This is a genomic window from Pseudomonas sp. A1230 (assembly GCF_044218825.1).
Classification (GTDB): Bacteria; Pseudomonadota; Gammaproteobacteria; order Pseudomonadales; family Pseudomonadaceae; genus Aquipseudomonas; species Aquipseudomonas iridis.
The window spans coordinates 3,121,563-3,141,589 of sequence record NZ_CP162582.1; the positions used below are offsets into that span (position 1 = coordinate 3,121,563).

Annotated in this window: 20 protein-coding genes; 10 read left to right on the top strand and 10 right to left on the bottom strand. The window is 59.2% G+C overall.

Going from position 1 to position 20,027, the window contains the following annotated elements:
- Nucleotides 1-114 precede the first annotated feature (114 nt).
- On the top strand, nucleotides 115-2,436 hold the full coding sequence (locus tag AB4P97_RS14640) for a response regulator (RefSeq protein ID WP_395601264.1): 2,322 nt from the start codon (nucleotides 115-117) through the stop codon (nucleotides 2,434-2,436).
- On the opposite strand, the gene AB4P97_RS14645 is transcribed toward AB4P97_RS14640, so the two are convergent.
- The 3 genes from AB4P97_RS14645 to msrB all read right to left on the bottom strand — a co-directional run bounded on the left by AB4P97_RS14645 (nucleotide 2,420) and on the right by msrB (nucleotide 3,957).
- Nucleotides 2,420-2,881: a MarR family winged helix-turn-helix transcriptional regulator gene (locus tag AB4P97_RS14645; protein ID WP_200616719.1), complete on the bottom strand. Its 462-nt coding sequence runs from the start codon at nucleotides 2,879-2,881 to the stop codon at nucleotides 2,420-2,422. The two genes, AB4P97_RS14640 and AB4P97_RS14645, sit on opposite strands and share 17 nt — an antisense overlap.
- Nucleotides 2,878-3,363 carry a glutathione peroxidase gene (locus AB4P97_RS14650; RefSeq protein WP_395598316.1) on the bottom strand — a complete coding sequence of 162 codons (486 nt, stop codon included), beginning with the start codon at nucleotides 3,361-3,363 and terminating at the stop codon, nucleotides 2,878-2,880. Before AB4P97_RS14650 ends, AB4P97_RS14645 begins: the two co-directional genes overlap by 4 nt.
- Nucleotides 3,364-3,561: 198 nt before the next feature.
- Nucleotides 3,562-3,957: a peptide-methionine (R)-S-oxide reductase MsrB gene (msrB, locus tag AB4P97_RS14655; protein WP_042560256.1), complete on the bottom strand. Its 396-nt coding sequence runs from the start codon at nucleotides 3,955-3,957 to the stop codon at nucleotides 3,562-3,564.
- Between the two features lie 225 nt (nucleotides 3,958-4,182).
- Here msrB and AB4P97_RS14660 point away from each other — a divergent pair, with 225 nt between their 5' ends.
- Together AB4P97_RS14660 and htpX are read left to right on the top strand one after the other, a co-directional pair.
- Nucleotides 4,183-5,394: a pyridoxal phosphate-dependent aminotransferase gene (locus AB4P97_RS14660; protein ID WP_042560257.1), complete on the top strand. Its 1,212-nt coding sequence runs from the start codon at nucleotides 4,183-4,185 to the stop codon at nucleotides 5,392-5,394.
- A 304-nt stretch (nucleotides 5,395-5,698) separates the two neighbouring features.
- A complete protein-coding gene (htpX, locus tag AB4P97_RS14665) occupies nucleotides 5,699-6,586 on the top strand; it encodes a protease HtpX (protein WP_042560258.1) in 888 nt (295 codons plus the stop codon).
- A gap of 200 nt (nucleotides 6,587-6,786) precedes the next feature.
- Here htpX and AB4P97_RS14670 read toward each other — a convergent pair whose 3' ends face one another.
- Nucleotides 6,787-7,443, bottom strand: coding sequence for a thiopurine S-methyltransferase (locus AB4P97_RS14670; protein ID WP_042560259.1), 657 nt, complete (start codon nucleotides 7,441-7,443; stop codon nucleotides 6,787-6,789).
- 101 nt (nucleotides 7,444-7,544) lie between these two features.
- Here AB4P97_RS14670 and AB4P97_RS14675 point away from each other — a divergent pair, with 101 nt between their 5' ends.
- A complete protein-coding gene (locus AB4P97_RS14675) occupies nucleotides 7,545-8,312 on the top strand; it encodes a DODA-type extradiol aromatic ring-opening family dioxygenase (RefSeq protein ID WP_395601265.1) in 768 nt (255 codons plus the stop codon).
- Nucleotides 8,313-8,458: 146 nt separating this feature from the next.
- On the opposite strand, the gene AB4P97_RS14680 is transcribed toward AB4P97_RS14675, so the two are convergent.
- Nucleotides 8,459-10,132, bottom strand: a complete 1,674-nt coding sequence (locus AB4P97_RS14680; protein WP_042560261.1) for a DEAD/DEAH box helicase — start codon at nucleotides 10,130-10,132, stop codon at nucleotides 8,459-8,461.
- Nucleotides 10,133-10,554: 422 nt separating this feature from the next.
- On the opposite strand from AB4P97_RS14680, the gene AB4P97_RS14685 reads away from it, so the two are divergent.
- On the top strand, nucleotides 10,555-11,346 hold the full coding sequence (locus AB4P97_RS14685) for a crotonase/enoyl-CoA hydratase family protein (RefSeq protein ID WP_042560262.1): 792 nt from the start codon (nucleotides 10,555-10,557) through the stop codon (nucleotides 11,344-11,346).
- A 114-nt stretch (nucleotides 11,347-11,460) separates the two neighbouring features.
- Here AB4P97_RS14685 and AB4P97_RS14690 read toward each other — a convergent pair whose 3' ends face one another.
- A complete protein-coding gene (locus AB4P97_RS14690) occupies nucleotides 11,461-12,216 on the bottom strand; it encodes a spermidine synthase (RefSeq protein WP_042560263.1) in 756 nt (251 codons plus the stop codon).
- A gap of 150 nt (nucleotides 12,217-12,366) precedes the next feature.
- On the opposite strand from AB4P97_RS14690, the gene AB4P97_RS14695 reads away from it, so the two are divergent.
- The gene (locus AB4P97_RS14695; RefSeq protein ID WP_007964815.1) at nucleotides 12,367-13,713 is read left to right on the top strand and encodes a class II 3-deoxy-7-phosphoheptulonate synthase; all 1,347 of its coding nucleotides are present in this window, start codon (nucleotides 12,367-12,369) and stop codon (nucleotides 13,711-13,713) included.
- Nucleotides 13,714-13,844: 131 nt separating this feature from the next.
- Here AB4P97_RS14695 and AB4P97_RS14700 read toward each other — a convergent pair whose 3' ends face one another.
- Entirely contained in the window at nucleotides 13,845-15,071 is a 1,227-nt protein-coding gene (locus AB4P97_RS14700; RefSeq protein WP_261736384.1) for a winged helix-turn-helix domain-containing protein, read from the bottom strand.
- A 64-nt stretch (nucleotides 15,072-15,135) separates the two neighbouring features.
- On the bottom strand, nucleotides 15,136-15,357 hold the full coding sequence (locus tag AB4P97_RS14705) for a DUF1127 domain-containing protein (RefSeq protein ID WP_395601266.1): 222 nt from the start codon (nucleotides 15,355-15,357) through the stop codon (nucleotides 15,136-15,138).
- A 97-nt stretch (nucleotides 15,358-15,454) separates the two neighbouring features.
- Between AB4P97_RS14705 and AB4P97_RS14710 the strand changes: the two genes are divergently transcribed.
- Nucleotides 15,455-16,309 carry a LysR substrate-binding domain-containing protein gene (locus AB4P97_RS14710; protein ID WP_174823975.1) on the top strand — a complete coding sequence of 285 codons (855 nt, stop codon included), beginning with the start codon at nucleotides 15,455-15,457 and terminating at the stop codon, nucleotides 16,307-16,309.
- On the opposite strand, the gene AB4P97_RS14715 is transcribed toward AB4P97_RS14710, so the two are convergent.
- Entirely contained in the window at nucleotides 16,299-17,045 is a 747-nt protein-coding gene (locus tag AB4P97_RS14715; RefSeq protein WP_395601267.1) for a sulfite exporter TauE/SafE family protein, read from the bottom strand. The two genes, AB4P97_RS14710 and AB4P97_RS14715, sit on opposite strands and share 11 nt — an antisense overlap.
- A 112-nt stretch (nucleotides 17,046-17,157) precedes the next feature.
- On the opposite strand from AB4P97_RS14715, the gene AB4P97_RS14720 reads away from it, so the two are divergent.
- The 3 genes from AB4P97_RS14720 to AB4P97_RS14730 all read left to right on the top strand — a co-directional run bounded on the left by AB4P97_RS14720 (nucleotide 17,158) and on the right by AB4P97_RS14730 (nucleotide 19,331).
- Entirely contained in the window at nucleotides 17,158-18,114 is a 957-nt protein-coding gene (locus AB4P97_RS14720) for a LysR family transcriptional regulator (RefSeq protein ID WP_395601268.1), read from the top strand.
- 73 nt (nucleotides 18,115-18,187) lie between these two features.
- On the top strand, nucleotides 18,188-18,643 hold the full coding sequence (locus AB4P97_RS14725; RefSeq protein ID WP_181818515.1) for a MarR family winged helix-turn-helix transcriptional regulator: 456 nt from the start codon (nucleotides 18,188-18,190) through the stop codon (nucleotides 18,641-18,643).
- Between the two features lie 268 nt (nucleotides 18,644-18,911).
- The gene (locus tag AB4P97_RS14730; protein WP_042560269.1) at nucleotides 18,912-19,331 is read left to right on the top strand and encodes an organic hydroperoxide resistance protein; all 420 of its coding nucleotides are present in this window, start codon (nucleotides 18,912-18,914) and stop codon (nucleotides 19,329-19,331) included.
- A gap of 81 nt (nucleotides 19,332-19,412) precedes the next feature.
- Here the strand turns inward: AB4P97_RS14730 and AB4P97_RS14735 are convergent, their stop codons facing one another.
- Nucleotides 19,413-19,982 carry an elongation factor P gene (locus AB4P97_RS14735; protein WP_007908599.1) on the bottom strand — a complete coding sequence of 190 codons (570 nt, stop codon included), beginning with the start codon at nucleotides 19,980-19,982 and terminating at the stop codon, nucleotides 19,413-19,415.
- Nucleotides 19,983-20,027 lie beyond the last annotated feature (45 nt).

The window sequence follows — 20,027 nt, forward strand, 5'->3', positions numbered from 1 at the left end:
GCAGATGAAATTCCCGCTCCGTGCCTTGTTACAAGGCGATTCGGGATCCTCGGTATCGATGCATGATCGACTATGCTTGAGCAGCGAAGGGAAACGAAAGTGGTTCAACACCCCATGGATATCAAATTCACCCACCGGCTGTCGTACAAGCAAGCCAGGCTTACCGTGCTGGTCGGGTTCATTCTGGGCACGCTGCTCAGCCTGCTGCAAATCGGTATCGATTATGCCAGCGAAGACGCCTCTATCAACCGTGAAATCCTGTCTTTGCTGGAAATCAGCCACAACCCGGCATCACGCATCGCCTACAACATCGATGCCGAACTGGCCCAGGAACTCACGTTGGGGCTGTTGCGCTCACCGGCAATCATTTCTGCGCAACTGACCGACAACAACAATACGGTGCTCGCCAGCGTCAAACGCCCGGAGCTGCAAAGCGGCTATCGGGTCATCAGTGACTATCTGTTCGGCGCCAAGCGCCGGTTCGAAGATCGCCTGTATCTGGATCATCTGCCCAACGAATCGCTGGGCACCCTGAAACTTGAGGTCGACACTTATGCATTCGGAAGCCGCTTTCTGCGCCGCGCCGAAGTCACTCTGCTCAACGGCTTCGCCCGCAGCCTGCTCCTGACCGGCATCCTCCTGGCGCTGTTCTACGTGATGCTGACCAAACCACTGGTGCGGGTGATCCGTGAGCTCAGCGGGCGTGATCCGCGCAGTGTCGAGCCCACCACACTGGAATGCCCGACCGGGCACGCCAACGATGAAATCGGCGTGCTGGTCAAAGTCGCCAATCAGCAATTCGAGAACATCGCCACCGAAATCCAGCAGCGACGCAATGCCGAAAACCGTCTGACCGATTATCTCGGCCAACTGGAAAACATCGTCTCGGCGCGCACCGTCGAGCTCAAGACGATCAACGCCCGGCTCAGTCAGTCCAACGAAGAACTCGAAGTCGCCCGCAGCACCGCACTGGAAATGGCCGAAGCCCGCTCCGCGTTCCTCGCCAACATGAGCCATGAGATCCGCACGCCGCTCAATGGCCTGCTGGGGATGATCGCCCTGTCGCTCGACGGACCGCTGAATGCCGAACAGCAGCAACAGCTGTCGATCGCCCACGACTCCGGCAAGGTGCTGGTGGAGTTGCTCAACGATATTCTCGATTTGTCGAAGTTCGATGCCGGGCAACTCGAACTTGAACACATTCCGTTCGATCTCGGCTCACTGATCGAGGACACCGCCAACCTGCTGTCGCAAAACGCGGCGCCGAGCGTCGAGCTGACGTGCCTGATTGATCCGCATTTTCCGGCGCTGGTATTGGGCGATCCGACAAGGGTTCGGCAGATCGTCAGCAACCTGCTGTCCAACGCGCTGAAATTCACCCGCTTCGGTCGGGTGGATGTGCGTTTGTCGGCTTACAAGGAGGGTGTGCGAATAGAAGTTTGCGACACCGGCATCGGCATCGCGCAGGAAGCCCAGCTGCGAATCTTCCAGCCGTTCACCCAGGCAGGCGCCGGTATCACCCGCCAATACGGCGGCACCGGGCTGGGACTGGCGCTCACTCACAACCTCTGCGAAGCGATGCAGGGACGCTTGACCATCAGCTCAGAGATTGGCTTCGGCAGCCAGTTTTGCGCTGAGTTGCCTTTGCCCTGCCACACCCGAGCGCTGGCCCAGCCGCCCCTGCATGGCAAAATTCTCGCCATCACCGCTGCCAGCAGCGGTCTGGCCGAGTTGCTGAAAAGTCTGTTGCCGGTGTGGGGATTGGCCTACGAACAACGCACCATCGACGACTCGCTGCTGGGTGTTACGCCCGATGTGGTGATCACCGATTGCCCGGAGTGCCTGTTCGGGCTGCGTCCGACACTGGTCGCGCCAATCCTGCTGGTGACCGCCTACGGCAGTTTCCTGCCCAGTGAAGAGGCGGCGGCCCTCACCCCGTTGCAACAACAAGCGCGGCCTCTGGCGCGCAATGCGCTCTACCAGAACCTGCGGCGCACCCTGCAACCTGAAGTCGCTACCCTCAACGCCGCGCAGCTCGAACCGTCGACACTGGTCAAACGCGCGAACGTGTTGCTTGTCGAGGACAACCCGGTCAATCAGCTGGTGGCCAAAGGCATGCTCGGCAAACTCGGCTGCGATGTGATCGTCGCCGCACATGGCGCCGAAGCACTGGATCAATTGGAGTACCACGAGTTCGACCTGGTGTTGATGGACTGCAACATGCCGGTGATGGACGGCTACGAAGCCAGCCGCCAGATTCGCCAGAGCGGACGCTGGCCAAACCTGCCGATCGTTGCGCTTACCGCCAACGCCATGTCCGAGGAACGCGAGCGCTGCCGGGCTGCCGGCATGAGCGACTATCTGGCCAAACCGTTTCGTCGTGAAGAATTGGCGGCGCTGCTGGATCAGTGGATCCCGACTAGGACAGCGCCTTGATCTGCACGAGCAGTTGATCAAGACCATTGCGCAGTTCGTTGAGCCGGTCCAGGTCCACCCCGCTGTCGCAGAGCAATCGGGCCTTGAGCGGCCCGACCTGATCACGCAGCGCTTGGCCTTGCGGCGTCAGGCTCAGATGCACTTCCCGCTCATCGCGCGCCGAGCGCTGACGCTGCACGAGTTGCAACTGCTCCAGACGCTTGAGCAGCGGCGTCAGCGTGCCGGAATCCAGCGCCAGACGCTCACCCAAGGCCTTGACCGTCGGCTGCTCCGGCGCCGATTGCTGCCATTCCCACAACACCAGCATCGCCAGGTATTGCGGATACGTGAGGCCGAGCTGATCGAGCATCGGCTTATAGCCACGAATCACCGCCCGAGACGCGGCATACAACTTGAAGCACAACTGGCTGTCGAGCTTCAGCGAATCAACGGACTGGCTGTTCATTTGAGCAGGGCTTCGATCTCGCGGCTCAGATCCTGCGGCTTGGTCGCCGGGGCGAAACGCTTGACCAACTGGCCATCCTTGCCAATCAGAAACTTGGTGAAGTTCCACTTGATGCCTTGGGACCCGAGTACGCCCGGGGCACGTTTCTTCAATTGCACAAACAGCGGGTGGGCGTCGGAGCCGTTGACGTCGATCTTTTTGAACAGGGGGAAACTGACACCGAAATTCAGTTCGCAGAACTCGCTGATCGCGCCCTCGTTGCCCGGCTCTTGCTTGCCGAACTGATTGCACGGAAAGCCCAACACCACCAGACCTTGATCCTTGTAGGCCTGCCACAGCGCCTCGAGGCCTTTGTATTGCGGAGTGAAACCGCACTTGCTGGCAGTGTTGACCACCAGCACGGCTTTGCCGGCGTAATCGGCCAGGGTTTTCTGCTCACCTTTGATGGTGGTGCACGGGATATTCAGCAGGTTGTCGCTCATGAAAAAGTCTCCGCAGATAGTCGAAGGGCAAACATAGCGAGCAATTAAATTGCGTGCAATTTAATTAATAGGATTACCCCCGTGTAGGAGCTGCCGAAGGCTGCGATCTTTTGATTTTGTTTTTACAGACAAGATCAAAAGATCGCAGCCTTCGGCAGCTCCTACAGAAACGTCAATCAAACCGCTCGACTGTGCAACTTATTCGCGGGGCACCAGATCCAGGCACACCGAGTTGATGCAATAACGCAGACCGGTCGGTGGCGGGCCATCCGGGAAAACGTGTCCAAGGTGCGCATCACAGCGGGCGCATTTGACTTCGGTGCGAATCATGCCGTGGCTGATATCGCGAATCTCGGTCATGGCGCTTTCGCCGATCGGCGCATAGAAGCTCGGCCAGCCGCAGCCCGAATCGAATTTTGTCTGGGAATCGAACAGCGGCTCGTTGCAGCAGACACAGTGATAAACACCGTCGGTTTTGGTGGCGTTGTATTTGCCGGAGAACGGTCGCTCGGTCGCACTGAGGCGGCACACGTTGTATTGCTCGGGGTCGAGCATGGCTTGCCATTCTTCCAGGGTTTTTTCCAACTTTTCCATCATCACACCTCAGCGGCTGAAAAAGCCCGATCTGTACCTTTTCCACGGATCGGGCGGCACGTATGATTGCGCCTCGTTACGCGCCAGTCTGGCAGCCAGACCGGGCGCATTCAAACGGATTCTTGGAGCCACGCGCTCAAGACGTCCGTCTGTGTGTAAACGCAGGAATCCCAGTACGGTTGTCCATCCGCCGCCTGGATCGTTCATTTTCGGGATCACATCGCCATGCAGTTCAGCAAATCGAACAAGCTCGCCAACGTCTGCTACGACATTCGCGGCCCGGTGCTCAAGCACGCCAAACGTCTGGAAGAGGAAGGCCAGCGCATCCTCAAGCTGAACATCGGCAACCCGGCGCCATTTGGTTTCGAAGCGCCGGACGAAATCCTTCAGGATGTGATCCGCAACCTGCCGACCGCGCAAGGCTACAGTGACTCCAAAGGCCTGTTCAGCGCGCGCAAGGCCGTAATGCAGTACTACCAGCAGAAGCAGGTCGAAGGTGTCGGTATCGAAGACATCTACCTGGGCAACGGCGTCTCCGAGCTGATCGTGATGTCGCTGCAGGCGCTGCTCAACAACGGTGACGAAGTGCTGGTGCCGGCGCCGGATTACCCGTTGTGGACCGCCGCCGTCAGCCTGGCCGGCGGTAACGCCGTGCATTACCTGTGCGACGAAGGTGCCGACTGGTTCCCTGACCTGGCCGACATCAAGGCCAAGATCACGCCGAACACCAAGGCGATGGTGATCATCAACCCGAACAACCCGACCGGCGCGGTGTATTCGAAAGAAGTGCTGCTGGGCATGCTGGAGCTGGCCCGCCAGCACAATCTGGTGGTGTTCTCCGACGAGATCTACGACAAGATCCTGTACGACGACGCCGTGCACATCTGCACCGCATCGCTGGCCCCGGACCTGCTGTGCCTGACCTTCAACGGTCTGTCGAAATCCTACCGCGTGGCCGGTTTCCGTTCTGGCTGGATCGCTATTTCCGGGCCGAAACACAATGCCCAGAGCTACATCGAAGGCATCGACATGCTGGCCAATATGCGTCTGTGTGCCAACGTGCCGAGCCAGCATGCGATCCAGACGGCGTTGGGTGGCTATCAGAGCATCAACGATCTGGTGCTGCCGCAGGGTCGTCTGCTGGAACAGCGCAACCGCACCTGGGAGTTGCTCAACGACATTCCGGGCGTGAGCTGCGTCAAGCCGATGGGCGCGCTGTACGCGTTCCCGCGGATCGACCCGAAAGTCTGCCCGATCCACAACGACGAAAAATTCGTCCTCGACCTGCTGCTTTCCGAGAAGCTGCTGGTGGTGCAAGGCACGGCGTTCAACTGGCCATGGCCGGATCACTTCCGCGTCGTCACCCTGCCCCGGGTCGATGAACTGGAAATGGCCATCGGCCGCATCGGCAACTTCCTCAAGTCTTACCGCCAGTAACTGGCCAGCAGTGCGCAACGACCGAACGTTGCGCACTGTCTGATTCAGCAACACTTCTGCATTCCCTGCTTCCGCTCGCCTTCTACACTTGCGATTCATACCGGTCACATGCGTCTGACGCAATGGCGACGGGTCGCGAGTGTTCGTCATCCGTGTCGGTGTCTGCTGTGGGAAATGGGGTTATGTGACGAAGAATCAGCTGTAGGACACAGTTTGAAATAGTCACCCAGTTGAATAGCCCGGTGCAGCACCTTATATACCCCGCAGTACGCTACATCTTTAGCTTGAGGAGATTTCTACAACCATGATGCGCATCCTGCTGTTTTTGGCCACTAACCTGGCGGTCGTGCTGATAGCCAGCATCACCCTGAGCCTTTTCGGCTTCAACGGGTTCATGGCGGCCAACGGGGTTGATCTCGACCTCAGTCAGCTGCTGGTTTTCTGTGCGGTCTTTGGTTTCGCCGGCTCACTGTTCTCGCTGTTCATCTCCAAGTGGATGGCGAAAATGAGCACCGGCACCCAGATCATCAGCCAGCCACGTACCCGGCATGAGCAATGGCTGCTGCAAACGGTCGAGCAACTGTCCCGCGAAGCCGGGATCAAGATGCCCGAAGTCGGTATTTTTCCGGCCTACGAAGCGAACGCGTTCGCCACTGGCTGGAACAAGAACGACGCACTGGTCGCGGTCAGCCAGGGCCTGCTCGAGCGGTTCTCGCCCGACGAAGTGAAAGCCGTGCTGGCCCACGAAATCGGCCACGTCGCCAACGGTGACATGGTTACGCTCGCATTGATCCAGGGCGTTGTGAACACCTTCGTGATGTTCTTCGCGCGAATCATCGGCAACTTCGTCGACAAGGTGATCTTCAAGAACGAAGAAGGTCAGGGCATTGCTTACTACGTGGCGACCATCTTCGCCGAACTGGTCTTGGGCATTCTCGCCAGCTCGATCGTCATGTGGTTCTCGCGCAAACGCGAATTCCGTGCCGACGAAGCCGGTGCACGACTGGCCGGCACCAGCGCAATGATCGGCGCGCTGCAACGTCTGCGCGCCGAACAGGGCCTGCCGGTGCACATGCCCGACACCCTGAATGCCTTTGGCATCAACGGTGGCATCAAACAAGGGTTCGCCCGCATGTTCATGAGCCACCCGCCATTGGAAGATCGTATCGACGCCCTGCGTCGTCTCGGTTGATCCAGCCGCGGTAAAAACAAAAAGGCCCGCAGAGATGCGGGCCTTTTTTGTAGGGGCCATGTACTTGGCTGTTCATGCAGGCCTCATCGCTGGCAAGCCATCTCCCACAGGGTTCCGTGGTGTTATCCAAATCTTCGATACACCGCAATTCACTGTGGTATCTGGCTTGCCAGCGATGAGGCCGGAACAGCCAACACAAACTAACGAGGCGAAACCCGATAAACCCGCTCCTCCAGCGCCGTCACCCCCGCCTGCAAGAACTTCCCGCTTTCCTGCAATACATCCTGCACTTGCAGCGCCTGTACCTGCCAGCCAGTACCCAGTAACCGCTGCACCTCATCATCCCCCACCGCAAACGGTGGTCCGGGAATCTGCGCCTGATCGTAATCGAGGGTGATCAGCAGCCCTTTCAAGCCTTGCGGCAGAATCTGCTGGAGCTGCGCCGCATAGCGCTCGCGCATCGGCGGTGGCAAGGCAATCAAGGCTGCACGGTCGTACAGCGCCGTGCACTCCGCCACATCGTCTGCCGTCAGGGCAAAGAAATCGCCGCACCACAGCTCGATGCCGTCAGCGCGATAGACCTTGAACGCACCGTTCTCGCTAATCTGTGGCTGTAGTTGATGCTCAGTGAAAAAGTCTTCAACAGCCGTCGAAGACAGCTCAACCCCGAGCACCTGATGACCACGCCCGGCCAGCCACCGCAAATCCAGACTTTTCCCGCACAGCGGAACCAGCACCCGCGCCGATGCGGGAATGTTCAGATCCGGCCAGTGTCGTTGTAAATGCGGGTTCACCTGCGGCAGATGAAAGCCGATCTGGTTCGACGCCCACTTCTTGTGCCAGAACTCATGCTGCATATACCCCCCCAAAAATTCGATCAAAAAGCGTTAAAACTTATATTAGATTTAGATCAATGATCTGACTGAAGATGGGCCATCTTAACGCTCAGGAACCCATCATGTTTCCCAGCCTGTTTATTTCCCATGGTTCTCCCATGCTTGCCCTGGAGCCCGGTGCCAGCGGCCCGGCGCTGACACGATTGGCCGCCGAACTGCCCACGCCAAAAGCCATCGTGATTGTCTCCGCACACTGGGAGAGCCACGAGCTACTGGTCAGCAGCCATCCAAAGCCGGAAACCTGGCACGACTTCGGCGGCTTCCCCCGCGCGCTGTTTGAAGTGCGGTACCCGGCGCCGGGCGATCCGCAACTGGCCGCTGAAGTCGCCGATCGGCTGACCGCCAGCGACCTGCCGACGCGCCTCGATCCGCAACGACCGTTCGACCACGGTGTGTGGGTGCCGCTGTCGCTGATGTATCCGCAGGCGGATATTCCAGTGGTGCAGGTTTCGCTACCGAGCCGCGGCGGTCCAGCGCTGCAAACCCGCGTCGGCCGAGCATTGGCGGGTTTGCGCGAGCAAGGGATTCTGCTGATCGGCTCAGGCAGCATCACCCACAACCTGCGCGAACTGGACTGGCATGCCGGCCCGGAAAGCGTTGAGCCGTGGGCCCAGGACTTCCGTGACTGGGTGATCGACAAACTGGCGGCCGGTGATGAGGCAGCGCTGCATGACTACCGCCAGCAGGCTCCGAACGCGGTGCGCAGCCATCCGAGTGATGAGCACTTATTGCCGCTGTATTTTGCGCGGGGTGCCGGGGGAGCGTTCAGCGTGGCGCACAAGGGATTCACCATGGGCGCATTGGGCATGGATATTTATCGTTTCGGTTAAACAGCCAGATCAAAAGATCGCACTACCCCACTGCAGGAGCTGCCGAAGCCTGCGATCTATTGATCTTTGCCCTTGAAAAGCAGACAAAAAAAATCCCCGAACCAGTCGGGGATTTTTTACGTTCGATCAATCAGCCCAGGGGCGGATCAATCTTCGCGATAGCGACGCAGTTTCAGCTGCTTACCGGCAACGCGAGTGTCCTTCAGCTTGGTCAGGAGTTTGTCCAGACCATCTTCCGGCAGCTCAACGAGGCTGAAGCTGTCACGCACCTGGATGCGACCGATCGCTTCACGGGCCAGACCACCTTCGTTGAGGATGGCGCCCAGCAGGTTTTTAGCGGCGATACCGTCACGCGCACCCAGCGCAGTACGGCAACGAGCACGGCCTTCGCCCAAAGGAATTGGCGCGCGACGCTCGCGATCACCACGGTCCGGACGGTCACCGGTACGCTCAGGACGATCGCCACGCGGTGCGTTGTTAGGCACCAGTGGACGTTCCTTCTCGATCGCAGCCAGCGTCAGCGCTTGACCATTGGTGGCCTTGCGCAGCAGAGCAGCAGCCAGAGCACGCGGCGTGCAACCGATGTCTGCAGTCAGACGATCCAGCAGCTCACCGTGAGTCGATTCAGCATCGGCAACCAGCGGCGCCAGGCTGTTGGTCAGTTTCTTGATGCGCGCATCGAGAACTGCCTGAGCGTCCGGCAGGCGAACCTCGGCAACTTTCTGACCGGTTACACGCTCGATCACTTGCAGCATGCGGCGCTCACGTGGAGTCACCAGCAGCAGTGCACGACCTTCGCGACCGGCACGGCCAGTACGGCCGATACGGTGCACGTAGGACTCTGGGTCGTACGGCATGTCAACGTTGAACACGTGAGTGATACGTGGAACGTCGAGACCACGAGCAGCAACGTCGGTCGCTACAACGATGTCCAGACGGCCATCCTTGAGCGAGTCAATTACGCGCTCACGCTGGTTCTGGGCGATGTCACCGTTCAGCGCAGCGGCTTTGTAGCCTTTTGCGTCGAGGGCGCTGGCCAGATCCAGGGTCGCTTGCTTGGTGCGTACGAACATGATCAGAGCGTCGAAATCTTCCACTTCCAGCAAGCTGAGAACGGCCGAAGTCTTCTGGTCAGCGTGAACCAACAGGTGAGCCTGTTCGATCGCGGTAACAGTCTGGGTCTTGGTCTGGATCTTCACGTGTTGCGGATCGCGCAGATGGCGTTCGGCAATGGCGCGGATCGACTGCGGCAGGGTCGCCGAGAACAAAACGGTCTGACGGGTAGCTGGCAGAGCCTTGAAGATGACTTCGAGGTCGTCCATGAAACCCAGTTTGAGCATTTCGTCTGCTTCGTCGAGAACCAGGTGGTTCACGGTCGACAGCACTTTTTCGTCACGACGCAGGTGGTCGCACAGACGGCCCGGAGTGGCGACAACGATCTGTGCGCCATTACGGATTGCTTTCAGTTGTGGGCCCATAGGCGCGCCGCCGTAAACGGCCACAACGGTAACGCCCGGCATTTGCTTGGCGTAGGTTTCGAAAGCGGTTGCAACTTGCAGCGCCAACTCACGGGTTGGCGCCAGGATCAGGGCTTGCGGTTCGCGCTTGGCAGGATCGATGCAATGAAGAATTGGCAGAGCGAACGCGGCGGTTTTACCCGTACCGGTTTGCGCCTGACCGATCATGTCCTGGCCGGCCATGATGATCGGGATCGATTGCTGCTGAATAGCCGAAGGCTCTTCGTAGCCAGTCGCGATGACGGCTGCAAGAATGTTCGGATTAAGATTAAAAGCGGCGAATCCGCCGGTTTCCTGGGTCATGGGTCTGCCTCTAAGTGCATCCGCAAAGACCCATGCTCCAAAGCTGCGCATGCCGTGTAAGACTCAAGAGTCGCCCTGGCAGCTTTGTCGGCGGGGATTTGCGAAAACGAATGAAAGAAAAAAAGAAACGTCCAGGAAGAGCCCGCAGTGCGGACATGCAGCCGAAGCTGACTTCGGGGAATTGCGCTACCTTGACGCGGCCTGGCTAAAGGCCGGCGCGCACTATACCGGAAATTACCGAAAAAGGGAGCTTTTTTTATCGCCTGAATCCGTCCGTCACCGTTGTGTAACGGGGTTTTGCGGATAATCGTGCGAAGGTCTATTTTCCAAGGGCCCGGCCCTGCTGAAGATACTGCTTAAACGCTTCACCGATGTGCGGCATGTGGTCGCGGCCCCCTCCCTCCCCGCTCGAGGAAATTCCCATGAATCAGTCCTGTCCTGGTCGCGTCAGCCGGGAGCGCCGTGGTCACCTGCATATGATCGGCCTGGATCGAGCGGCCAAGCGCAATGCTTTCGACCTCGACCTGCTGAATGAGCTGAGCCTGGCATATGGCGAGTTCGAGGCTGACAGCGAGGCGCGGGTGGCAGTGGTGTTCGGCCATGGCGAGCATTTTACCGCCGGTCTGGATCTGGTGAATGCAAGCTCCGCCCTCGCCCAAGGCTGGCAGGTTCCGACCGGCGGTTGCGATCCGTGGGGTGTTTTCGTCGGGCCGAGGGTCAGCAAACCGGTGATTGTCGCGGCACAGGGTTACTGCCTGACCATCGGCATCGAATTGATGCTGGCCGCCGACATCAACCTCTGCGCGAGCAATACCCGCTTCGCACAAATGGAAGTACAGCGTGGGATTTTTCCCTTTGGTGGCGCGACTTTACGTTTTCATCAGGTGGCCGGTTGGGGCAACGCGATGCGCTGGTTGCTGACCGGGGACGAGTTCGATGCGCACGATGCGTTGCGTCTGGGATTGGTCCAGGAAGTGATGGCCAGCGAGGATCTGCTGCCCCGCGCGATTGAACTGGCTGAGCGAATTGCGCGACAGGCGCCGTTGGGGGTGCAGGCGACGTTGCTGTCGGCGCGACAGGCGCGGTATGAAGGCGAGACAGCGGCGGCACAGGGCTTGCCGCCGCTGGTGAAGAAGTTGCTGGCCAGTGAAGATGCCAAGGAGGGTGTGCGGTCGCTGGTGGAGCGACGGCCCGGGATCTTCAAAGGGATCTGAGCAGTTGCACCAACCCTTTTAGGAGCTGCCGCAGGCTGCGATCTTTTGATCTTGAAAAATCAAAGCCAAAAGACCGCAGCCTTCGGCAGCTCCTGCAGAGGCTCAATTCGCCATTTATGTCGCCGGGCGAATCGCCTTGATCAGCGACTGCAACGAGTAACCCAACCTCGGCGCCAATGCCTCAGCACGGGCGGCGACCGCTTCCATATCCAACGTCTGATCCAGATCCGCCGGCACCAGCAGAATCACGTTGCCCTCCTTCACCGGCAGCTCCCAGTAATGCCGGTGATAAAGCCCGCGCAACAGGGCCGCGCCCAAGGGTTTGCCATCATCGGTGGCCCACTGGTTGATCACCAGCCAGCCGCCCGGATTCAGGCGTTTCTGACAGTCACCGAGGAAACTCCAGGCCAGATGCCCGACACCGGGGCCGACGTCGGTATAGAGGTCGACGAAGATCAGGTCCGCAGGCTCGGCAGTCGGCAGCAAATCAAGGGCATCGCCGACGCGGATGTACAAGCGTGGATCGTCATCCAGGCCAAGGTATTCAATGGCCAGACGCGGGACGTCCGGGCGCAGCTCGATTGCCTCGACATCTTCCAGCGGCAGAAACTTGAGGCACGCCTGCGTCAGCGTACCCGCGCCGAGCCCGAGGAACAGCGCACTCTCCGGGTGCTCGTGGCACAACGCGCCAATCAGCATCGCCCGGGTGTAGTCATATTCCAGCCAGCTCGGATCGGCAGTGAACACGCAGCTCTGCTCGATGGCATCGCCGAATTCGAGAAAGCGGTAATCGGCCACTTCCAGCACGCGAATCACGCCGAACTCATCCTGTACTTCGGCGAGCAGATGCTCGACGCGCTCCTCAGTCATCTTGTCTCCTGATGGTCACCGGGCGCGGTGACGCGATGGCACCGCAGTTGTGCCGTGGCAAAGCGGCGATTGTCGACGAAGGGGCGGGAACAGGTCACGCACTAATTGCTGCTAACATGGCCTTCCGTGCGTAGAACCATAGAGACCGTGATGAGCCAACCGTGGAGCCCTGATAGCTGGCGCGCCCTGCCGATCCAGCAACAACCCCAATACCCGGACGCCGCGCACCTGCGCCAGGTCGAGCAAACCCTGGCCAGCTATCCGCCACTGGTGTTTGCCGGCGAGGCGCGAGAACTGCGTCGTCAATTTGCCGAAGTGACTCAAGGCCGCGCGTTCCTGTTGCAGGGCGGCGATTGCGCCGAAAGCTTTGCCGAATTCTCCGCGGCAAAGATTCGCGACACCTTTAAAGTGTTGCTGCAAATGGCGATCGTCATGACCTTCGCGGCCGGTTGCCCGGTGGTCAAGGTCGGGCGCATGGCCGGCCAGTTCGCCAAACCGCGCTCGGCCAACGACGAAACCATCGATGGCGTGACCCTGCCCGCCTACCGTGGCGACATCGTCAACGGCATCGGCTTCGACGAAAAGAGCCGCGTGCCGGACCCGGAACGCCTGCTGCAGTCATATCACCAGTCCACCGCGACGTTGAACCTGCTGCGCGCCTTCGCCCAGGGCGGCTTTGCCGATCTGCACCAGGTACACAAGTGGAACCTCGATTTCATCGCCAACTCCGCGCTGGCCGAGAAGTACAGCCACCTCGCCGATCGCATCGATGAAACTCTGGCATTCATGCGCGCCTGCGGCATGGACAGCTCGCCGCAACTGCGTGAAACCAGTTTCTTCACCGCTCACGAAGCGCTGCTGCTGAACTACGAAGAAGCGTTCGTGCGCCGCGACAGCCTGACCAACGATTACTACGATTGCTCCGCACACATGTTGTGGATCGGCGACCGCACCCGTCAGCTCGACGGCGCGCACGTCGAATTCCTGCGCGGGGTGAACAACCCGATCGGGGTCAAAGTCGGCCCGAGCATGAACCCCGACGACCTGATCCGCCTGATCGACGTGCTCAACCCGGACAACGATCCCGGGCGCCTGAACCTGATCGCGCGGATGGGTGCGAACAAGGTCGGCGATCACCTGCCGGCGCTGATCCGCGCGGTGCAGCGTGAAGGCAAGCAGGTGCTGTGGAGCTCCGATCCGATGCACGGCAACACCATCAAGGCCAGCAGTGGCTACAAGACTCGCGATTTTGCGCAGATCCTTGGCGAGGTTAAGCAGTTCTTCCAGGTGCACGAAGCGGAAGGCACTTACGCCGGTGGTATTCACATCGAAATGACCGGGCAGAATGTCACCGAGTGCATTGGTGGCGCACGACCGATCACTGAAGATGGCTTGTCGGATCGCTATCACACGCACTGTGACCCGCGGATGAATGCTGATCAGTCGCTGGAGTTGGCGTTTTTGATTGCTGAAACCCTGAAGCAGGTTCGGCGCTGAGATCCGAGATTTGTATCGTTTGAACTGGCCTCATCGCGGGCAAGCCCGCTCCCACAGGGATCTGTGTCGTATACAAAATTGGAGTACGACTCGGTCACTGTGGGAGCTGGCTTGCCAGCGATAGCGTCAGCTCAGACAACATCAATTTGCGCCAACGCCACCCGCAACCGCCCCGCACTCTCGCGCTGACAATTAAGCTGCACCTGCGCCAGTCCCAACCAATCCGCCATTCGTCGCAAATTCACCGCCAGCGCCAACATCCCCTCTTCATCCAGCCCCGGTTCCTCCTCGTGTACCGCATGCACCGCCAGTCGTCCTGATGCTCGCTCGGCACGTAAATCCACCCGCGCGGCAATCCGCTCGTTGTGCAAAAACGGCAACACGTAATAACCGTAAACGCGCTTGTCCTGCGGTGTGTAAATTTCCAGACGATAACGGAAATCGAACAGACGCTCAGTGCGGCTACGCTCCCAGATCAACGAATCGAAGGGCGACAGCAGTGCGCTGGCCGCGACCTTGCGCGGGACTTTCGGCTCCGGCAGGCAATACGCGATTTGCCGCCAACCGGCGACTTCGCACATCTGCAATTGCCCCGCCTCGACCAACTCGGACAGTCGCGGACGTGCATCAGCGGGGTTCAAGCGAAAGTAATCACGCAGGTCTTTTTCGGTGGCCACGCCCAGCGCTTCGGCCGCATGCAATAACAATCCACGCTGCGCCTGCGCTTCATCAGGCAATGGTTGTTGCAGGATCTCCGCGGGAATTACCCGCTCCGGTAAATCATACAAACGCTCGAAGCCACGTCGCCCGGCGACGGTCACTTCCCCGGCGGCAAACAACCATTCCAGCGCATGCTTTTCCGCACTCCAGTCCCACCACGGTCCGGCTTTGTCCTGACGAGTCGACACACTGCCAGCACCGAGTGCGCCCCGCTCTTCGACCAAAGCCAGCACTCGACGTACCGTTTCCTGCTGCTCACGACCGAATTTCGCCAACTGTTGATAGATATCTTCGCCACGCTTGGCCCGCTGCATGCGCCAACCCAGCAATGGATACATCGACATCGGCAACAACGACGCCTCATGCCCCCAATACTCAAACAGCGAACGACGTCGCCCCGAACTCCAGGCAGCCTGGTCGAGCAGATCGGAAGAATAGGAACCAAGACGGGAAAACAGCGGCAGATAGTGCGAGCGCACTACAGCGTTGACGGAGTCGATTTGCAGCAGGCCCAGCCGTTCGATCAGCCGGTTGATGTGGGGCGCCTTGACGATCGGCGGCTGGCGCCCATTGAACCCTTGGGCAGCCAGCGCCAGACGTCGAGCCTGTTTGAGGGAAAAGGACAGTGTCGCGGGCATGAGCATCTCCTTGTCTGCTCGCAACCTACCTCAGTCCAGAAGGTTTTGTGTAGCGATGACCTCATCATTTATGCATCGGATCATCCCAGAACGGCCGCACTGATTCGTGCTCGACGTCGGCACGACTGACCCCGATGTCTTTCAACGCCTCGTCGCTCAGGCTGGCGAGCAATTCACGCTCACGGTGAAGTTCGTACCAGCGGCTGAACTTGTGCAGCAAGTCAGAAACCATGTGGCCATGGCCGGAAAATTTTTCTTCGTCTACATACTCTCTTTGACCTTTCATCGTTTTGCTCTCCGTTGTGGATGGCTCAAGTCTCGCGCCAGCGCTAAGATCAATCCAACGAATGTTTCTGATGGTATGCATCACGGAGATTCATCAATTGTCGGCCTACCCCAGTATTGATACCGATGTCCTGCGCACCTTTGTCGCGATAGCCGATCAGGGCGGTTTTACCCGCGCCGGCGAAATGGTCAACCGCACGCAATCAGCGGTGAGCATGCAGATGAAGCGTCTGGAAGAAGACGTGTTGCAGCGCCAGTTGTTCGAGCGTGACGGGCGGCAGGTGCGCCTGACTGCCGAGGGCCAGGTGTTACTCGGCTACGCGCGGCGCATCCTCAAACTGCACAGTGAAGTGTTCAATACCCTGCGCGAGCCACACATGGTCGGCACGGTGCGGATCGGCACGCCGGACGATTACGTGATGCGTTTTCTGCCGGGGATTCTGTCGCGGTTTGCGCAGTTCTATCCGCTGATCCAGATCGAAGTGCATTGCGAATCGACCAAACAGTTGTTGCAGCGCACCGATCTTGACTTGTCGATCGTCACCCGCGAACCGGGTAACGAGATTGGCCAACTGCTGCGCAAGGAGCGTTTCGTCTGGGCCGAGGCACAAAACTTCAGCGCCCACGAGCAGACGCCGTTGCCGCTGGCGATGTTCAACAGTGATTGTTTCTGCCGCTTGTGGGCGTGCAATGCGCTGGACGCGATGGGCCGCGATTACCGCATTGCCTACAACAGCACCAGCCTCTCGGCGCTGATGGCCGTGGTGAGCGCGGGTCTGGCGATCACCGCGCAACTGGAAAGCCTGATCACCCCGGACATGCGCATTCTAGGTGCCGATGAAGATCTGCCGCTGCTGCCCGAGGCCAGCATCATGCTGATCCGCAATCTGAACAATCCATCGCCGATCACCGAATGCCTGGCCGAACACATCGTCGAAGGCTTCAAACTTTAAAGGCGAGCATCACCGCGCACAGCACCAGGAAACCGCAGAACAGCCCACGCAGAAGTTTTTCCGGCATGGCGTGGGCGACTTTCACCCCCCAACTGATGCTGGCCAGACCGCCAATGGCCAGCGGCAAACCGATCATCCAGTCGACTTCGTGGTGTACCGCGTACGTCACCAGGGTGACACCGGTGCTCGGCAATGCCAGCGCCAGCGACAAGCCTTGAGCGACCACTTGCGTGGTGCCAAACAGGCTGGTCAGCACCGGCGTCGCGACCACCGCCCCACCGACACCGAACAACCCGCCCATGGTCCCCGACGCTGCGCCGAGCACGCCCAGCCATGGCCAGGAATAACGCATCTCGGCCGTCGGCGCCGGGCGCTTGCCGAACATTTTCAGCAGGTTGTAAACCGAAAGCACCACGAGAAACGCGACAAAGCCGATACGCATGGTCTGCGCGTCGATGCCCACGGCCAAGATCGAACCGATCCACGCAAAGCAAAACCCCATCACCGCCAGCGGCAACGCGTGGCGCAGTTCAATGCGATTGCGCTGGTGATAGCGCCACAGCGCCAGCATCACGTTCGGCACCACCATCACCAGCGCCGTGCCTTGGGCGATCTGTTGATCGAGCCCGAAGCACACGCCGAGCAGCGGGATCGCGATCAAGCCACCCCCGATGCCGAAGATGCCGCCCAATGTGCCAAGCGCGGCGCCGAATAGCAGGAACAACAAAAACTCCATCACAGCCGAATTCCTCTTACGTCAGGCGAGCCATCCTACGCAGTCACGGCTGGCGGGGAAACGCATAGCAACGCACAATGGCTGTGCCGATTTCGCACAAGCGTTAAACAACATGAATCCCAATCAATTGACCGATCAACTCGGGCTGTTTCTCGACGTGCTGGAAAGCGGCAGTTTCTCTGCCGCGTCTCGTCGCCATCCACTGACACCTTCGGCTGTCGCGCGACGCATCGACAGTCTGGAAAGCGCGGTGGGCAGCCAGTTGTTCATTCGCAGCACCCATGCCGTACGCGCCACGCGAGCAGGTCTGGCCTTTGCCGAACGGGCGCGGCGGATCGTCGCCGAACTGCAATTGGCCCGCGCCGAAGCCGTTTCCTTGAGCAGCGCACCGGAAGGTTTGATCCGCATCGATGCACCAGCAGCCTTCGGACGTCGGCATCTGGCGCCAGTGATTGCCGATTTTCTCGTGCTGTATCCGGGCCTGGATGTGCAGTTGCACCTGATCGACAGTTTCGTCGACATGCACGGCTCGAATCTGGGCAAGGTCGATCTGGTGTTGCGCGCCGGGCAACTGGCCGACACCCGACTGGTTGCCACTCCACTGGCGAGCATGGTGCGAATCGCCTGCGCGAGCCCCGACTATCTTAAGCGGCGCGGTGTACCGAATCATCCCGCGCAGTTGAGCGAACATGACGGCCTCGACTGGGATGGCCTCGCCCCTCCCTTCGCCTGGCGCTTCGAGCAGGACGGGCAGATGCAGTTGCACCGCCCGGCGCGCATCCGCATGAGCGCCAATAACGCTGAAGCACTGGTGTGCGGCGCGCTGGCCGGGCTGGGCATCGCGCACCTGCCGACGTGGCTGGCCAGCGAATATCTGCTGCGCGGCGAACTGCTGCCGCTGTTTTGCGAAAACGGCCTGCCGCAACCCGAGAGCACCGGCATTTACGCCTTGCGCATGGAGCAGCAGACAAACTCGCGCAGCCGTTTGTTGCTGGAGTACCTCAAGACCCGCTTCAGCCCGGTGCCACCATGGGATCTGGCGCTGCAACGGGATTTAGGCAGACTCTGACGTCTGGAAAATTATCTGGTGCATTAAACATTCGAACGCTAGATTCATGAGCATTACTGATCAAGGCTTTGACATGACCACCGACCGCGACACCTGCGATGACCTGCTGCTGAATAATCAGGCTTGCTTCGCCCTGCATTCCACTTCGCTGATGATGACGAAAGTTTACAAGCCCATGCTGCAAGCCATCGGCCTGACCTATCCGCAGTATCTGGCGATGATGGTGCTGTGGGAGAAGGATGGTCTGACCGTGGGAGAAATCAGCACGCGCCTGCTGACGGATCCGGGATCGCTAACACCCTTGCTCAAACGACTGGAAGGTGAAGGTTTGCTCAGTCGCACGCGCAGCCGTGAAGACGAGCGCGTGGTGATTGTCGAGTTGACTGCGCAGGGACGCGCTTTGCGAGACAAAGCCCAAAGCATCCCGCAATGCATCCTCGGCGCGAGCGGTTTCAGCCTGGAGCGTTTGCAGAGCCTGCAAGCCGAGTTGCAGGCATTGCGCAGTCACCTGCAAGAGAGCCTCAACTAAACCCGGGCTGGACTGTATCCATGTAGGAGCTGCGGCACGCTGCTCCTACAGTTGAACCCTGCGCTGTGAAATTTCCCCTCCCCGCTCAATGCTGATAACGGCTCTGGATCAAGGGTTCTGACGCTCTTGGCGCTCCTCCGGACCAATGAAGCCAACTATTTCCGAAAATTTATCTTGCGCACTAAACATTAGCGAGCTACATTCACCTCGAACTTGATTAGCGCGCAAATAATTAGCGCGATTCGATACACCCAACGAGGCCCACACCATGCAAACTCTCTACACCGCAATCGCAACCTCCACCGGCGGCCGTGACGGTCGTGCGATCTCCAGCGACAACGTCCTCGACGTCAAACTTGCCACCCCGAAAGAACTCGGTGGTGCTGGCGGCGCGGCGACCAACCCTGAACAACTGTTCGCCGCCGGCTATTCGGCGTGCTTCATCGGCGCACTGAAATTCGTCGCCAGCCAGACCAAACGCAAAATCCCGGACGACGCCTCGATCACCGCCCATGTCGGTATCGGCCAGATCCCTGGTGGTTTCGGTCTGGACATCGACTTGCACATCAGCTTGCCAGGCCTTGAACAGGCCGACGCACAAAGCCTGGTCGACGCTGCTCACCAGGTCTGCCCGTACTCCAACGCTACGCGTGGCAATGTCGAAGTACGTCTGCACGTCACCGTGTAAACAAGGCAAAAGAACGTAACCTGCAGGCACAAAAAAGCCCGACTCAATGGTCGGGCTTTTTCTTTCCGCAAAAAACAGTGCTTATTTGGCACGGCCTTTGTAGGAACCGCCTTCGCGGGTGTCGATTTCGATCTTGTCACCGATTTCGATGAAGTCAGCAACTTGCAGCTCGGTACCGTTGGCCAGTTTGGCTGGCTTCATTACCTTGCCGGAAGTGTCGCCACGAGCCGAACCTTCGGTGTAGTCAACGACGCGCACGATGGTGGTCGGCAGTTCTACCGAAACCAGACGCTCTTCGAAGAAGATCGCTTCGCAAACATCGGTCATGCCTTCTTCAACGAAAGGCAGAACGGCTTCGATGTCTTCAGCGTTCAGCTCGTACATGGTGTAGTCAGTGGTGTCCATGAACGTGTAGGTGTCGCCGCTGATGAAGGACAGGGTCGCTTCTTTGCGGTCGAGGATCACGTCGTCCAGTTTGTCGTCAGCGCTGTAAACGATCTCGGTCTTGTAACCGGTCAGCAGGTTTTTCAGCTTGGTCTTCATGATCGCGCTGTTACGGCCCGACTTGGTGAATTCAGCTTTCTGAACCAGCCAAGGATCGTTTTCGAGACGGATCACGGTACCGGGTTTGAGTTCTTTACCAGTTTTCATTGCGAATATCCGAATTTGGATGGGATTTACATAAATCTAGGCCGC

Coding starts and splice junctions, on each gene's coding strand:
- AB4P97_RS14735 (WP_007908599.1), bottom strand. CDS start 19,982: ATGAAAACTGGTAAAGAACTCAAACCCGGTACCGTGATCCGTCTCGAA.
- htpX (WP_042560258.1), top strand. CDS start 5,699: ATGATGCGCATCCTGCTGTTTTTGGCCACTAACCTGGCGGTCGTGCTG.
- AB4P97_RS14690 (WP_042560263.1), bottom strand. CDS start 12,216: ATGACTGAGGAGCGCGTCGAGCATCTGCTCGCCGAAGTACAGGATGAG.
- AB4P97_RS14650 (WP_395598316.1), bottom strand. CDS start 3,363: ATGAGCGACAACCTGCTGAATATCCCGTGCACCACCATCAAAGGTGAG.
- AB4P97_RS14700 (WP_261736384.1), bottom strand. CDS start 15,071: ATGCCCGCGACACTGTCCTTTTCCCTCAAACAGGCTCGACGTCTGGCG.
- AB4P97_RS14675 (WP_395601265.1), top strand. CDS start 7,545: ATGTTTCCCAGCCTGTTTATTTCCCATGGTTCTCCCATGCTTGCCCTG.
- AB4P97_RS14720 (WP_395601268.1), top strand. CDS start 17,158: ATGAATCCCAATCAATTGACCGATCAACTCGGGCTGTTTCTCGACGTG.
- AB4P97_RS14695 (WP_007964815.1), top strand. CDS start 12,367: ATGAGCCAACCGTGGAGCCCTGATAGCTGGCGCGCCCTGCCGATCCAG.
- AB4P97_RS14725 (WP_181818515.1), top strand. CDS start 18,188: ATGACCACCGACCGCGACACCTGCGATGACCTGCTGCTGAATAATCAG.
- AB4P97_RS14730 (WP_042560269.1), top strand. CDS start 18,912: ATGCAAACTCTCTACACCGCAATCGCAACCTCCACCGGCGGCCGTGAC.
- AB4P97_RS14685 (WP_042560262.1), top strand. CDS start 10,555: ATGAATCAGTCCTGTCCTGGTCGCGTCAGCCGGGAGCGCCGTGGTCAC.
- AB4P97_RS14680 (WP_042560261.1), bottom strand. CDS start 10,132: ATGACCCAGGAAACCGGCGGATTCGCCGCTTTTAATCTTAATCCGAAC.
- msrB (WP_042560256.1), bottom strand. CDS start 3,957: ATGGAAAAGTTGGAAAAAACCCTGGAAGAATGGCAAGCCATGCTCGAC.
- AB4P97_RS14670 (WP_042560259.1), bottom strand. CDS start 7,443: ATGCAGCATGAGTTCTGGCACAAGAAGTGGGCGTCGAACCAGATCGGC.
- AB4P97_RS14705 (WP_395601266.1), bottom strand. CDS start 15,357: ATGAAAGGTCAAAGAGAGTATGTAGACGAAGAAAAATTTTCCGGCCAT.
- AB4P97_RS14640 (WP_395601264.1), top strand. CDS start 115: ATGGATATCAAATTCACCCACCGGCTGTCGTACAAGCAAGCCAGGCTT.
- AB4P97_RS14660 (WP_042560257.1), top strand. CDS start 4,183: ATGCAGTTCAGCAAATCGAACAAGCTCGCCAACGTCTGCTACGACATT.
- AB4P97_RS14645 (WP_200616719.1), bottom strand. CDS start 2,881: ATGAACAGCCAGTCCGTTGATTCGCTGAAGCTCGACAGCCAGTTGTGC.
- AB4P97_RS14715 (WP_395601267.1), bottom strand. CDS start 17,045: ATGGAGTTTTTGTTGTTCCTGCTATTCGGCGCCGCGCTTGGCACATTG.